The following is a 13096-nucleotide window of genomic DNA, read 5'->3' as shown; positions in this document are numbered from 1 at the left end:
AAGCCCAAGAGCATGCCCCTTTCTCGCTGATCGGCGTCCTATCCTGCTAGAACACTATGTGTCCCGGTTCTCCGAGGTCAATCGTTTTCGTCCCATGCTACGAGACACCTCGCTTGCGTGTCGTGAACGGGCGCACCGCTGAGGCAAATGCCTGTATAGCGCGCGCCAGCCGCCTCCGATATGATCAGCTCCGGAAAATATTTGTCTCAAGATGGTAGAACGCCTCTCCCTCCCCACCCGGGCCGACCTCGCTGCCTTCTCCGTCGATCGCGATCTGCCGGTCCCGCTCGGCACCCAGCTGCGCGGGCTGATCGAGTTCGGCATCGGCCTGGGCATTCTGCGTGCCGGCGAGAGGTTGCCGTCGGTGCGCGAGCTCGCCGATCATCTCGGCGTGGCGCCGATGACAGTGGCGCAGGTCTATGGCGAGATGAAAGCCGCCGGCGTGATCGTCAGTCGAACCGGATCGGGCACATTCGTCGCCGACCTGGCGCCGGTCGCGCGACGGGCGGCGCGGCACGATATCGGGCTGCACCGCGCCGTCGACGCGATGATTGCGCAGGGCCGTGCGCTCGGCCTGCGCGCCAGCGACCTCGCCGGCCTGATCGCGTCCCGGATGGGCGAGCCGGATCCGACCGGCAACCGGCCGGTGGTCGCCGTGGTCGGCCATTTTGCGCAGACCACGGCAGCCTACTGCGCGGAGATGGCGCAGGCGGTCGATGATGCGGCGGTGTTCGAGCCCACCACGCTGGCGATGATCGAGCAGGACGCCCAGGCGCGGAGGCGCGCGTCGCTGGCCGACCTCGTGATCACCTTCCCGCATCGGCGCAGCGACGTGATGGCGCTGCTGCCGGATCAGGTGGTGGCCACGATGACCTTCATCCCCGCCGTTGCGACCCGCCAGGCGCTGGCAGCCCTTGAGCCACGCACCCGGATCGGCGTCGTCTCGATCTTCCCCGAGTTCACGCCGCTGATGAAGGCTGGAGTGCGACGCTTCGCGCCGCATGTCGCCGAGGTCTCGGTGGCGCTGCACGACACGCCGGACCTTGCCCCGATGCTGCATCAGGTTGACGTGGTGGTGTACGCCACCGGGGCCGACGATCTCGGTCTCGCGGTGCCGGACGGCGTCGCGTCGTTCGAATACCGCCACACGCCGGATCCCGGTTGCGTCAAGCGCCTGATACGGCCGCTGCTGCACGGCGAGGCCAACGCCGATCGGGACGGGTGATCCCCGGCGCCGGCGGCTTGGAGGGAGGTCGCGGTCGGCTGGACGGTGCGACGACCGGATCGAAAAACCTCCCGCACCGACCGTTACACCGCATGTCATTTCCGTTACAAATAGGTCGAGGCAAAGGCCTGATTGTGATGGCGTGTCAATAAGTTATAGGAGAGGATGCACGAGATACCAGCCAATCAGCTAGAGAGTCTCGGATATGGGTTCGGCGTCGCAAGTCGTGTTCGCAATCTCTGCTGAGCATAGCGGCTCGACATGGGTTGGATACGTCCTCGGCAGTTCGAAGAAGTCGGCGTTCCTCGGAGAGTACTACAGGCTTTGGCATGACGGCCTGCGTGTGCCGTGCACCCTTTGTGCAGGGCGCGAGCTCGAGTCATGTGTCGCGCTGCATGATGCACAAACGCAGCCGCCGGAGGCGGCCTACGCATTCGCGAGCCGGCGGCTTGAAGGCAAGCTTCTCGTCGATACGTCGAAAGACCTCGGTTGGGTTGGCCAGTTTGTGAAAGACCCCGCGACACAGGCGTCCCTCGTCATCGTGGTCAGAGATCCCAGAGGGTGGATCGCATCCGTCAGGCGAAGACGACAGAATGCGCTTGCTGAGTTTATCGACTACTGGGTCAAGAAACACAACGAGCTCATGGACTTCGCCGAACGCTCCAACGTGTCGAGCCTGGTCGTCTGCTACGATCTGCTTGCGAGTTCGCCACAACGATACTTCAAGCAGCTGTTCAGCTTCTGCGGACTCGAGTTTGAACCGGCCAGCCTTGCATACTGGAACTATGACCATCACGCTATTGCGGCGAACGGGGCGAGTGACGCCTTGATCAAGCGCGCTTCTCTCAAAGCGCCGGCTCACTTCCATCCCGGCGACAAGCAATATTATGCACAGCATTCGCAGACGAATTTCCACGACCAGCGTTGGAAAGAGACATTGCCGCTTTCCGAGCAGATGGCGATAGAAGGTGACCCTGCAGTGCTTTCGGTTTTGGCGAGAATGGAGCTGCGGCTGACTGCGGAGGGGATAGAGCCATCGGGATCCCCGTCGAGCCTCGGCTCAATCCGGTCGGTTTCATCGTGATCGGGGGAGACGGCATGATTTTCGTCTGGGCGGAAGCCTGAGCGACGCTCGAGGGACGCTTATCCCCGCTGGCGCTTCGCCGCTGACAGGAGTTTCACCACATGAGCTTATGGTCAGAGTTCCTGACCCATCAAGGCCGTACCATTCACAAGTGGAAGCACTACTTCCCCGCATACGAACGACACTTCTGCCGCTTTGTCGACCGGCCGGTCACCTTCCTGGAGATCGGGTGTGGCCTGGGCGGCTCGCTGCAGATGTGGAAGCGTTACCTCGGACCTCACGCCCAGATTGTAGGCATCGACATCCGATCAGTCTGTGCGGAGTATCAGGAGGATCAGATTGCCGTGCGGATTGGCGACCAGTCTGATCCGGCTTTTCTCTCGTCGATTATCGACGAGTTCGGACATCCCGACATAGTGCTCGATGATGGGAGCCACGTCATGGCACATGTCTTGGCATCGTTCGGCTATCTGTATCAGCGTTGTGCTTCTGACGGCGTGTATCTGGTCGAGGATCTGCACACCGCGTACTGGGATGAATATGGCGGAGGCCTCGGTCGCGAGGGCACGTTCATCGAGCTATGCAAAGCCCTTATCGACGAACTCAATGCCGACTGGTCACGCGGCGCCCTGATGCCGACAGAGTTCACGCGCTCTACCCAATCCATGCATTTCTACGACAGCATGGCCGTGTTCGAGCGCGGGAGAACCTTGGGTAAGAGCGCTCCGATGTATCCCGCGTTACCCCAGGATTGAAAGGCCGCGGTGCAGCGCGCGACCACAACGAGGGGCTTGGGATGGTGGGTGCGACAGGGATTGAACCTGTGACCCCCGCCGTGTGAAGGCGATGCTCTACCGCTGAGCTACGCACCCATCCTGCTGCCGGGTCTTGCGGCGTGGGCGGTTTCTGGTGGATTTCAGGGTCATCGTCAAGTCCGGGAGGCCGGCACCAGGCGGCAGCAGGGGAGGCAACCATGACCCGGACGATCAGACGCATCGGCGTGCCCGAGATCACCGCCCAGAAGGGCCATACGCCGATCGTCTCGCTGACGGCCTACACCACGCCGGTCGCCCGGCTGCTGGATGCGCATGCCGATCTGCTCCTGGTCGGCGATTCCGTCGGCATGGTGTTGTACGGCATGCCGACGACGCTGCCGGTCACGCTCGAGATGATGATCGCGCACGGGCAGGCGGTGATGCGCGGGACCAGCCGGGCCTGCGTCATGGTCGACCTGCCGTTCGGTTCGTACCAGGAGAGCCCCGAAATGGCGTTCAGGGCGGCGGCGCGGGTGATGTCCGAAACCGGCGCCTCGGCGGTCAAGCTCGAGGGCGGGGCCGAGATGGCCGACACCATCCGCTTCCTGGTCGCGCGCGGCATTCCGGTCTGCGGCCATATCGGCCTGATGCCGCAATCGGTGCAGGCGGCGGGCGGCTTCCGCGCCACCGGGCGCAAACCGGACGAGGCCGAGCGGCTGCGTGCGGACGCGCGTGCGGTCGACGAGGCCGGCGCCTTCGCGCTGGTGCTGGAAGGCGTCGTCGAGCCGCTGGCCGCCGAGATCACCGGCTTCGTGGCGACGCCCACCATCGGCATCGGCGCGTCGCCGCAATGCGACGGCCAGGTTCTGGTGTCCGACGACGTGCTGGGCCTGTTCGCGGATTTCACCCCGCGCTTCGTCAAGCGCTATGCCGAGCTGGGTCGGCAGGTCGAGGCGGCTGCCGAGGCCTACGCCGCCGACGTCCGGGCGCGGCGCTTCCCCGGACCCGAACACTGCTTCGGCGTTGCCAAGTCGGGCTGATCAGCCGAGTGCCGTCGTGTCCTGCAGCGCGACCCCGGCCGCGATCATGCGCTGCCGGCCGACCGTGAGGCTGTCACGCCCGTCCGGCCCGGGGCTGCCGATGCCGCGGCAGGCATCCTCGAGTACGACCGCCTCGAACCCGCTCGCGACCGCATCCTCGGCCGACCAGGCGACGCAGTAGTCGGTCGCCAGGCCGCAGAAGAACAGGCGCCGAACCCCGCGCGCGCGCAGCCATTCCGCAAGGCCGGTCGAGGTGGCGCGGTCGTTCTCGGAAAAAGCCGAGTAGCTGTCTATCGACCGGTTGCAGCCCTTGCGCAGGATCATCTGCAGGCGGTCCTGGTGGAGGCCGGGATGCAGCGCCGCGTTCAGGCTGCCCTGGATCGCATGGTCGGGCCACAGCACCTGCGGGCCGTACGGCATGGCGACCACATCGAAGGGGGCTGCACCCGGATGCGCGCTGGCAAACGAGAGATGGCCGCGCGGATGCCAGTCCTGGGTGGCGAACGCGCTCCGGAAGCGATTGCAGAGCAGGTGATTGATCACCGGCACGATCTCGTCGCCGCCGACAACCGGCAGCTCGCCGCCCGGCATGAAGGTCGGCTGCACATCGATCACCGCCAGCATGTCGGTTGCCTGATCGATCTGAAGCATGCGGCCCTAAGCCTGTTCGAAAATGCGCGTCGGCGAGCTAGCGCAGGAGCATTCTCGAACGGGCCCTCAAATATCCTGGTGCGGTAGTGACAGGGTCGCCGCCATGGCGTCGGACACCCGGCGCGCGAAGGCGGTCGGGTCGCGCGGCAGCTCGCCATCCTGCACCCGGGCGAGGTCGAGCAGGGTGCGAGCCGCCTCGTCGACCGGTTCATGCCGTTCGATGCGCGCGACCAGGGCGCGGACCAGCGCATGGTGCGGGTTGATCTCCAGGATCGGCGCCGAGCTCGGCAGCTTCTGGCCGGAGCGGCGCATCATGCGCTGCAACTGCAGGTCGGGGCCGGCCTGCGAGGCCGACAGGACCACCGCGCTGCCGACCAGCCGGTCGGTGCTGCGGATGTCGGAGACGTCGTCCCCGAGCGCCTCCTTGAGGACGGCCAGCAGCGCGGTGACATCGGCCGCCTCCGCCTCGGGCGGATGCTCGGCGCTGTGCCTGGAGAGGTCGGCCAGCCCCTGCGTCACGCTGCGCAACGGCTTGTCCTCGAACTTGTCGAGCCGGTCGGGCCAGAACGCGTCCACCGGATCGGACAGCAGCAAGACCTCGATGCCGCGCGCGCGAAAGCCCTCCAGCTGCGGCGAGCCGGCCAGGGCGTCCTCGTTGTCGCCGATCAGGTAGTAGATCGCATCCTGCTCGGGCTTCATGCGGGCGACATAGTCCGCCAGCGACGTGAGGCCCTTGGGCTCATGCGTGCTGTGGAACCGCGCGAGGCCGGCAAGTTCGCTGCGGTGCTCGAAATCCTCCCACAGGCCTTCCTTCAGCACCGGGCCGAAATTGCCCCAGAAGACGGCATAGTTCTCGGCATCCTTGGCGCGCGTACGCAGCTCGCTGATGACGCGGTTGGTGACCGCCTTGCGTATGCGCGCCAGCACCGGGGTCGATTGCAGCATCTCGCGCGAGACGTTGAGCGGCAGGTCCTCGGTGTCCACCACGCCCTGCACGAAGCGCAGCCAGGGCGGCAGCAGATCGGCCTCGTCGGTGATGAACATGCGCCGCACATGCAGCCGCACCCGGCTCTCGCGCACGCTCTCGACCGGCTCGAACGGGCGCATCGACGGAATGAACAGCATGGCGGCGAATTCGAGCGTGCCCTCGGCGCGCCAGTGCAGGGTCGCCCAGGGCTTGTCGAACGAATGGCCGAGATGCTGGTAGAACTCGAGCAGGTGTTCCTCGGTGATCTCGCCCTTCGGCTTGCGCCACAGCGCCGTGCCTTCGTTCGCCGCCACCTCGTTGCCGTCGCGCTGGATGGTGATCGGCCAAGTGATGTGGTCGGCCCACTTGCGCACGATCGATTCCAGCCGGTACGGCTCGAGGAACTCGTCGGCATCGGACTTGATGTGCAGGACGATGTCGGTGCCGGGCGCCTCGCGCATCGCCGGTGCGATCGTGAAGCTGCCGCGTCCCTCGGAGGACCAGCACCAGGCCTCGGCCTGTCCGGCCCGTCGCGAGGTGACCTCGACGCGGTCGGCCACCATGAAGGCGGCGTAGAAGCCGACACCGAACTGGCCGATCAGGCTGGGCCGGTCGTCCGGGCGGTCCGCGCCCTCAGGCTGCGCCGCGTGGATCGCCTGGCCGAACGCGCGGGTGCCGGACCGGGCGATGGTGCCGAGATTCTGCACCATCTCGTCGCGCGTCATGCCGGCGCCGTCGTCGCTGATGGTAAGCAAGCGGGTCGCCTTGTCGGGATCGATGCGTATCTTGACGCCGTCCGGCAGCGCGCGGCCGGCGTCGGTCAGCGCCTCGAAGCGGCGGCGATCGGTCGCGTCGGCGGCATTCGCGACCAGCTCGCGCAGGAAGATCTCGCGGTCGGAGTAGAGCGCGTGCACGACGAGGTCGAGCAGGCGGCCGACCTCGGCGCTGAACTCGTGCTGCTCGGGCACACAGGACGCGGCCTCCGGGGCGGCCGCCGGCTGGGTGGTCTCCTGGTCGCTCATCGCTGATGCCTCCATGATCGAAATCGCCGCGCGTGCCGGCTCGCGGCGGTCGGTATGCGCGGAGTGCCGGTCATTTTCAACCGGCCGCACCATCCTGTGCCATGTAATCAGTTGTGCGCGACTGATCAGTTGTGCGCGACGGGGCGCCTCGCCGCGGCCAGCATCGCGACCGGCATCAGGCGATAGGCGGACAGGCTGCGTCCGATGCCTGCGGAGGTCGGGCCGGGCGCCTGCAGCCGGATGACGCGGCCGTAGCCGCCGAGCGGCGCCCCTGCCGGGCGGCTGACCGGGCGGCCGAAGCTGACGCCGGTAGCGGCTGTCGCCACCTGGACTTGCGTCGACATCGGGCCCGCCTGCGTGGCTGGCGCGTTGCCCGGGGACGCCGGCAGGCTCCGGCTCAGCGGCCCGCGCGCCGCGCGATGCGTCGGGGCGGCAACCTGCCTCCCGTCGATCGGCTCCGCCCAGGCTTCCAGCACGCGGCGCTGGTAGTCGGTGCCGAGCTCGGGTGTCTGCGAATGATACGCCGCCGCCGCATGCGGCCAGCTGCCGGTCTGGTGGAAGAGATCGGTCAGGAAGCTTGCCGCGTAGGCGGCGTTGCGCAGCGGGTCGAACGCCTCGTTGAGGGAGCGGAACGCCTGCGGATGGTACATGAGGTTGATCTGGGTGCAGCCGACATCCATCGACTGGATGCCGCTGGCCCGGTATCCGGCAGCGGCCGCGACCGCCTCCGCCCTGGTCGCGTAGTAATGCCCCTGGCCCTGCACGTTGATGGTCCAGGGCCAGGCCCTGACGCCACCTTGTTCGGCATCGTGGCGGCCGCTCTCGACCCGGCTGATGGCGTCGAGCAACTGGTTCGGCACGCCGGAGCCCTGCTCGGCTTGCAGGATGGCGTGCTGGCACAGCGCCGCGTCGTCGGCCGCCCAGGCGAGGGTCGGCACGAGAGCGAGCCACGGCAACAGGAGGATCCAGGAGACAAGCCGGCGCATGCCGGCACCCTGGAGGGTAAAGATTACCGAAGCGTTGATCGCCATGCACGGCCACCGGCGCAGTAATTTTGTGCATCGCAAAATAAGCGCTTGACGGCGCCGACATCCCGTCTTAGCGTCCTTCTTGCGGCCCGCCTTTGGCCGGCCGCATCTTGGACGTTTCCTCCCTAAACTTGGGCGGTGCTTCGGCACCGCCTTTTTTTTGCCATGGCTCCTGGCCGAGGGGCGGGGCGTCAGTCCGCCAGGAGCGTCGGCAAAATGCTCGCCAGCATTTCCAGCATGGCGCCCATCGTGGCCTGCATGTCGGCGAAGCGGGCGTTCCGCTCGAGGCTGGGCTCGTCCATGTAGAGGCCACGGCCGATCTCGACCTGCAGCACATGGATCCGGTGGGTCGGGCGACCGTAGTGCCGCGTCACATAGCCGCCCGCATAGGGGTCATTGCGGCGCACCCTGAAGCCGCGTTCGCGCAGGAAGCGCTCGGTGGATCGGGTCACGGAGGGGGCGCAGGACGTGCCGAAGGCGTCACCGAGCACGAAGTCCGGGTCCTGGCGATGGACGCCGGAGCGGTGCGAGCCGGGGCCGGGGCCGGGGACGACGCCGGACAGGGCGGTCCTGGAGAGCGTGGGCCCGGCGCGTGTCGACCCGCAGAGCGTCGGCCCAGACAGCGTGGGCCCGGACAGTGTGGGCCCGGACAATGTTGGCATCGAGTGCGCGTCGATCAGCAGGCAGACGCCGTGCCGCGCGATGGTGGCCTCGATGAGCGTGGCGAGGGCCGCGTGGTAGGGCTTCCAGCACAGGCGTATGCGCTGCTCGGCCTCGGCGAAGTCGAGCTTGCCGCCATAGATCGGCTCGCCCGAGGCAACGAGGCGGGCGATGGTGCCGAACCCGGCCGAGACGCGGGCGCTGCTGGTGTTGCACCAGGATGGCAGCGCGTCGCTGAACATGACCGGGTCGAGTTCCCACGGCTCCCGGTTGACGTCACAGAACGCGCGCGGAAAATCGGCCTGCAGCAGGGGGATGCCGAGCTCCGGCGCGCGCGCGAACAACTCGTCGACGAAGCTGTCCTCGCTGCGGCGCAAGGCCCTGAAGCTGAGGCGGGAGGAGGCCACGAAGTCGGCGGAGTAGTCGCGGCCGGAATGCGGCGAGGCGACCAGGAGCGGGGAAGCCTGCAGGTCCGGAACGGTGACGCGGAACGGCTGCACCGGCGCCAACTCCTGCACCGTCGGCGGGCTCTCACTCATGCGGACCGTCGCTCATTGTGCGAGTGTGCGTGACGCAGTGCGGCATGTCACTTGGCGGTGTCGTGACCGGAACAGCTTTGCGTCGCCCGGCACAGCCTTGCGTCGCGACGACACGCCTGGCTCGGGTTGCGGAACCCGCCGGGCACTTGTAGAAGCCACCGCAGCGGATGGGCGCGTAGCTCAGCGGTAGAGCACTGCCTTGACATGGCAGGGGTCACAGGTTCAAACCCTGTCGCGCCCACCATCCGTCGCTAATCATCTGGCCGCAGCTAATCATCTGAAACTCCGGCCGGTTTCGCCCGGCTTGCATCGAGTGCCGCTTGCAGGATGTAGGCGGCGGCGAGCTTGTCGACGATCTCGGCCCGACGGTTGCGGGTCATGTCAAGGTCCGCCACCAGGAAGCGGTTCACGGCACTCGACGACAGCCGCTCGTCCCACATCGCGGCCGGCAGGCCGGTGCGCTCGGACAAGGCGAGCATCCAGTCGCGCGCGCGCTGGGCCGCCGGTCCGAAACTGCCATCGAGGGACAGCGGCAGGCCGCAGACCAGAGCCCCGGCTCCCTCCCTGGTCGCGATCCGCGCCACCTCGACGGCGTTGGCTGCGAGCTTGCCGCGCCGGAGGCTGCCATAGGGCGTCGCCAGCATGAGCGAGACGTCCGAGAGCGCCAGTCCGATCGTGCGGGCTCCCGGATCGATCCCGAGCATGCGCTGCCCGGCCGGCAGAACGGCCCGCAGCTGTGGCATGTTGAAGAGCGGCATGGTCAGGGCTTATGGTCCGGACCGGCGCCGCTTGCCAGCGTGTTGCACGCGATCCCCGCACCCAGATCTTGCGAAAGTCCTGCCCGATGTCGCTTGATGCCGCGACCGTCAGACATATTGCCCGGCTTGCCAGGATCGGGATCGAGGAGGACGAGATCGTCCGGCTGCAGGGCGAGCTGAACGGCATCATCGGCTGGATCGAGCAGCTCGGCGCGGTGGATGTCGAGGGTGTGCAGCCGATGGCCGGGATCGAGCAGGCGGCGCTGCGGCTGCGCGACGATGTGGTGACCGACGGCGCCAGGCCGGAGGCGGTGCTGTCGAATGCACCGGGCCGCAACGGCCTGTTCTATACCGTGCCGAAGGTGGTCGAATGATGCTGAACGAGCTCTCGATCGCGGCCGGACTGCGCGGGCTGCGCGCCGGGGAGTTCAGCGCGGTCGAGCTGGCGACGGCGCACTTGGATGCGATCGCCGCCCTCAACCCGAGGCTGAACGCCTACCTGACGGTCACTCCGGACGCGGCACTGCGTGGCGCCGCGGCGGCCGACGCGGCGCTGGGACGGGGCGAGCACGCGGCCCTCGGCGGCATCCCGCTCGGCATCAAGGACCTGTTCTGCACCGAGGGCGTGCGCACCACGGCAGCCAGCCGGATGCTGGAGAGCTTCGTGCCGCCCTATGAGAGCACCGTGACGCAGCGCCTGCTGCAGGACGGCGCGGTGTTCCTGGGCAAGACCAACCTCGACGAGTTCGCGATGGGTTCGTCAAACACCAATTCAGCGTTCGGTCCGGTGGAGAATCCCTGGAAGCGGAGCGGTGATGACGCGGCACTCGTGCCCGGCGGCTCGTCCGGCGGGTCGGCGGCGGTGGTCGCGGCGCGCCTGGCGATGGGTGCGACCGGCACCGATACCGGCGGCTCGATCCGCCAGCCGGCGGCGTTCTGTGGGATTGTCGGGATCAAGCCGACCTACGGCCGTTGCAGCCGCTGGGGGGTGGTCGCGTTTGCAAGTTCGCTTGACCAGCCTGGCCCAATGGCGCGCACCGTCGAGGATTGCGCGATCATGCTGCGCTCGATGGCGGGTTTCGATGCCCGCGACAGCACCAGCGTGGACCGCCCGGTGCCGGATTATGCGGCGGCCTGCGGGCGCAGCCTCAAGGGGGTGCGCGTCGGCATTCCGCGCGAATATCGTGTCGACAACATGCCCGCGGAAATCGAGGCGCTGTGGCAGCGGGGCGTGGCGTGGCTGCGTGATGCGGGCTGCGAGATCGTCGACGTGTCGCTGCCGCACACCCGGTACGGGCTTGCCACCTACTATATCGTGGCCCCCGCGGAGTGCTCGTCCAACCTCGCCCGCTATGACGGCGTCCGGTTCGGCCGGCGCGTCGAGGCGCCGACACTGGACGGGCTCTACGAGGCGTCGCGCGCCGCTGGTTTCGGTTCGGAGGTGAAGCGCCGGATCCTGATCGGCACCTACGTCCTGTCGTCGGGCTACTATGATGCCTACTACCTGCGCGCGCAGAAGGTCCGCAGCCTGATCCTGCGCGACTTCACCGAGGCCTGGCGGACGGTCGATGCCTTGCTGACGCCGACCGCGCCGTCGGCGGCGTTTGCCCAGGGCGAGAACATGGACGACCCGATCAAGATGTACCTCAACGACATCTTCACGGTGCCGGCGAGCATGGCCGGGATGCCCGGTCTCTCGGTGCCGGCCGGGCTGGACCACCAGGGGCTGCCGCTCGGGCTGCAGGTGCTGGGCCGGCCGTTCGACGAGGAGACGCTGTTCGCGCTGGGTCGTGCGGTCGAGCAGGCGGCCGACTTCCGGGGCCTGCCGGCCCTTCACGCGGGACGCGCGTGATGGGCTATCTCCTGGAAGGCCGCGAGGCACCCTGGGAAGTCGTCATCGGCCTGGAGGTGCATGCCCAGGTCATCAGCCGGTCCAAGCTGTTCTCCGGTGCCTCGGCCACGTACGGCGGCGAGCCGAATACCCATGTCAGCCTGGTGGATGCGGGCTTCCCCGGAATGCTGCCGGTCATCAACCGGGAATGCGTGGCGCAGGCGGTGCGCACGGGCCTGGGGTTGCATGCACGCATCAACCTGGAGAGCCGTTTCGACCGCAAGAACTATTTCTATGCCGACCTGCCGACCGGCTACCAGATCAGCCAGTTCGCGCATCCGATCGTGGGCTCCGGCGTGATCGAGATCGAACTGGCGGACGGCAGCACGCGCGAGATCGGCATCACCCGGCTGCATCTGGAACAGGATGCCGGCAAGTCGCTGCATGACCAGCACCAGACGCAATCCTTCATCGACCTGAACCGCGCGGGCGTCGGGCTTATGGAGATCGTCAGCGAGCCGGACCTGCGCAGCCCGGAGGAAGCCGGCGCCTACGTGCGCAAGCTGCGCACGATCCTGCGCTATCTCGGCACGTGCGACGGGAACATGGAGGAGGGCTCGCTGCGGGCCGACGTCAACGTGTCGGTGCGGCATGCCGGCGAGCCGTTCCGCACCCGCTGCGAGATCAAGAACGTGAATTCGGTGCGCTTCGTGATGCAGGCGATCGAGGCCGAGGCGCGCCGCCAGGTCATGGTGTGGGAGGCCGGCGGCACGGTCGATCAGGAGACGCGGCTGTTCGATCCTGCGCGCGGCGAGACGCGCTCGCTGCGCAGCAAGGAGGACGCGCACGATTACCGCTACTTCCCCGATCCGGACCTGTTGCCGCTGGTCATCGACGCGGGCTGGGTGACGGATCTCAAGCGCGCCCTGCCTGAACTGCCCGATGCCAAGCGGAGCCGGTTCATCAGCGAGTACGGCATCCCGCGCTACGACGCTGGCGTGCTGGTGGCGGAGCAGGCCACGGCCGACTTCTACGAGACGGTGGCGGCCGGACAGGATGCGCGGCTGGCGGCCAACTGGGTGACCGGCGACCTGTTCGCGGCGCTGAACCGTACCGGGCGCAGCATCACCGACAGCCCGGTGTCGGCCGAGGCGCTGCGCGGGCTGCTCGGGCTGATGGCGGACCAGACGATCAACGGCCGCATCGCCAAGGACGTGTTCGAGGAGATGGTGGAGACCGGCGACGCGCCGGCCGACATCGTACAGCGGCGTGGCCTGCGCCAGGTGACCGACACCGGCGCGATCGATGCCGCGGTCGAGGCGGTGCTGGCGAGCAACGCCGACAAGTTGGCGGAGTATCGCGCGGGCAAGGACAAGCTGTTCGGCTTCTTCGTCGGCCAGGTGATGAAGGCGATGGCAGGCAAGGGCAATCCGGCCCTGGTCAACGAGGCGCTGCGCCAGCGGCTGGCGCGATCACCCTGAAGCGGGTCCGCGATGAGGTTTGACGGCGGTTGCGACAATGACTAGGAGTGGTGCG

The 13096-nt window shown here is 67.5% G+C and carries 12 protein-coding genes and 2 tRNA genes; 8 read left to right on the top strand and 6 right to left on the bottom strand.

The features are described 5' to 3' along the window. The first annotated feature begins 211 nt into the window (after positions 1 to 211). From ACQY4O_RS06555 to ACQY4O_RS06545, 3 genes are all read left to right on the top strand, one after another. On the top strand, positions 212 to 1225 hold the full coding sequence (locus ACQY4O_RS06555) for a GntR family transcriptional regulator (protein ID WP_428375397.1): 1014 nt from the start codon (positions 212 to 214) through the stop codon (positions 1223 to 1225). A 205-nt stretch (positions 1226 to 1430) separates the two neighbouring features. Next, positions 1431 to 2309 (top strand): sulfotransferase, encoded by an 879-nt coding sequence (locus ACQY4O_RS06550; protein ID WP_428375396.1) that lies wholly within the window; start codon positions 1431 to 1433, stop codon positions 2307 to 2309. Positions 2310 to 2410: 101 nt separating this feature from the next. Further along, complete coding sequence (locus ACQY4O_RS06545; protein WP_428375395.1) at positions 2411 to 3064, top strand: class I SAM-dependent methyltransferase; 654 nt, start codon at positions 2411 to 2413, stop codon at positions 3062 to 3064. Between the two features lie 42 nt (positions 3065 to 3106). Here the strand turns inward: ACQY4O_RS06545 and ACQY4O_RS06540 are convergent. Further along, positions 3107 to 3181: transfer RNA gene (locus ACQY4O_RS06540), tRNA-Val, on the bottom strand. A gap of 101 nt (positions 3182 to 3282) precedes the next feature. On the opposite strand from ACQY4O_RS06540, the gene panB reads away from it, so the two are divergent. Beyond that, on the top strand, positions 3283 to 4104 hold the full coding sequence (gene panB, locus ACQY4O_RS06535; RefSeq protein ID WP_428375394.1) for a 3-methyl-2-oxobutanoate hydroxymethyltransferase: 822 nt from the start codon (positions 3283 to 3285) through the stop codon (positions 4102 to 4104). Here the strand turns inward: panB and pncA are convergent, their stop codons facing one another. From pncA to ACQY4O_RS06515, 4 genes are all read right to left on the bottom strand, one after another. Continuing rightward, positions 4105 to 4755: a bifunctional nicotinamidase/pyrazinamidase gene (gene pncA, locus ACQY4O_RS06530; protein WP_428375393.1), complete on the bottom strand. Its 651-nt coding sequence runs from the start codon at positions 4753 to 4755 to the stop codon at positions 4105 to 4107. It lies immediately after the preceding gene. A gap of 66 nt (positions 4756 to 4821) precedes the next feature. Continuing rightward, positions 4822 to 6744 (bottom strand): molecular chaperone HtpG, encoded by a 1923-nt coding sequence (gene htpG / locus ACQY4O_RS06525; RefSeq protein ID WP_428375392.1) that lies wholly within the window; start codon positions 6742 to 6744, stop codon positions 4822 to 4824. 125 nt (positions 6745 to 6869) lie between these two features. Continuing rightward, a complete protein-coding gene (locus ACQY4O_RS06520) occupies positions 6870 to 7775 on the bottom strand; it encodes a transglycosylase SLT domain-containing protein (protein WP_428375391.1) in 906 nt (301 codons plus the stop codon). 188 nt (positions 7776 to 7963) lie between these two features. Continuing rightward, positions 7964 to 8971: an N-formylglutamate amidohydrolase gene (locus tag ACQY4O_RS06515; RefSeq protein ID WP_428375390.1), complete on the bottom strand. Its 1008-nt coding sequence runs from the start codon at positions 8969 to 8971 to the stop codon at positions 7964 to 7966. A gap of 169 nt (positions 8972 to 9140) precedes the next feature. Between ACQY4O_RS06515 and ACQY4O_RS06510 the strand changes: the two genes are divergently transcribed. Beyond that, positions 9141 to 9215, top strand: a tRNA-Val gene (locus ACQY4O_RS06510). 25 nt (positions 9216 to 9240) lie between these two features. Here ACQY4O_RS06510 and ruvX read toward each other — a convergent pair. Continuing rightward, the gene (gene ruvX / locus ACQY4O_RS06505; RefSeq protein WP_428375389.1) at positions 9241 to 9729 is read right to left on the bottom strand and encodes a Holliday junction resolvase RuvX; all 489 of its coding nucleotides are present in this window, start codon (positions 9727 to 9729) and stop codon (positions 9241 to 9243) included. Positions 9730 to 9815: 86 nt separating this feature from the next. On the opposite strand from ruvX, the gene gatC reads away from it, so the two are divergent. The 3 genes from gatC to gatB are packed head-to-tail and all read left to right on the top strand — an operon-like array spanning position 9816 to position 13041. Next, positions 9816 to 10103, top strand: coding sequence for an Asp-tRNA(Asn)/Glu-tRNA(Gln) amidotransferase subunit GatC (gene gatC / locus ACQY4O_RS06500; RefSeq protein WP_428375388.1), 288 nt, complete (start codon positions 9816 to 9818; stop codon positions 10101 to 10103). Continuing rightward, complete coding sequence (gene gatA / locus ACQY4O_RS06495) at positions 10103 to 11581, top strand: Asp-tRNA(Asn)/Glu-tRNA(Gln) amidotransferase subunit GatA (protein WP_428378123.1); 1479 nt, start codon at positions 10103 to 10105, stop codon at positions 11579 to 11581. Before gatC ends, gatA begins: the two co-directional genes overlap by 1 nt. Beyond that, positions 11581 to 13041: an Asp-tRNA(Asn)/Glu-tRNA(Gln) amidotransferase subunit GatB gene (gene gatB / locus ACQY4O_RS06490; RefSeq protein ID WP_428375387.1), complete on the top strand. Its 1461-nt coding sequence runs from the start codon at positions 11581 to 11583 to the stop codon at positions 13039 to 13041. Before gatA ends, gatB begins: the two co-directional genes overlap by 1 nt. Positions 13042 to 13096: the final 55 nt, after the last annotated feature.

Source organism: Lichenicoccus sp. (assembly GCF_965277665.1).
Lineage (GTDB): Bacteria > Pseudomonadota > Alphaproteobacteria > Acetobacterales > Acetobacteraceae > Lichenicoccus.
Note: the sequence above shows the minus strand (reverse complement) of the source record. Positions and strands in the feature narration are given on the sequence as shown.

What these genes read in the sequence shown, in the direction of transcription:
- htpG (WP_428375392.1), bottom strand. Translation starts at nt 6,744, where the DNA reads ATGAGCGACCAGGAGACCACCCAGCCGGCGGCCGCCCCGGAGGCCGCG.
- pncA (WP_428375393.1), bottom strand. Translation starts at nt 4,755, where the DNA reads ATGCTTCAGATCGATCAGGCAACCGACATGCTGGCGGTGATCGATGTG.
- ACQY4O_RS06545 (WP_428375395.1), top strand. Translation starts at nt 2,411, where the DNA reads ATGAGCTTATGGTCAGAGTTCCTGACCCATCAAGGCCGTACCATTCAC.
- gatC (WP_428375388.1), top strand. Translation starts at nt 9,816, where the DNA reads ATGTCGCTTGATGCCGCGACCGTCAGACATATTGCCCGGCTTGCCAGG.
- ACQY4O_RS06515 (WP_428375390.1), bottom strand. Translation starts at nt 8,971, where the DNA reads ATGAGTGAGAGCCCGCCGACGGTGCAGGAGTTGGCGCCGGTGCAGCCG.
- gatB (WP_428375387.1), top strand. Translation starts at nt 11,581, where the DNA reads ATGGGCTATCTCCTGGAAGGCCGCGAGGCACCCTGGGAAGTCGTCATC.
- ACQY4O_RS06555 (WP_428375397.1), top strand. Translation starts at nt 212, where the DNA reads ATGGTAGAACGCCTCTCCCTCCCCACCCGGGCCGACCTCGCTGCCTTC.
- gatA (WP_428378123.1), top strand. Translation starts at nt 10,103, where the DNA reads ATGCTGAACGAGCTCTCGATCGCGGCCGGACTGCGCGGGCTGCGCGCC.
- ruvX (WP_428375389.1), bottom strand. Translation starts at nt 9,729, where the DNA reads ATGCCGCTCTTCAACATGCCACAGCTGCGGGCCGTTCTGCCGGCCGGG.
- ACQY4O_RS06550 (WP_428375396.1), top strand. Translation starts at nt 1,431, where the DNA reads ATGGGTTCGGCGTCGCAAGTCGTGTTCGCAATCTCTGCTGAGCATAGC.
- panB (WP_428375394.1), top strand. Translation starts at nt 3,283, where the DNA reads ATGACCCGGACGATCAGACGCATCGGCGTGCCCGAGATCACCGCCCAG.
- ACQY4O_RS06520 (WP_428375391.1), bottom strand. Translation starts at nt 7,775, where the DNA reads ATGGCGATCAACGCTTCGGTAATCTTTACCCTCCAGGGTGCCGGCATG.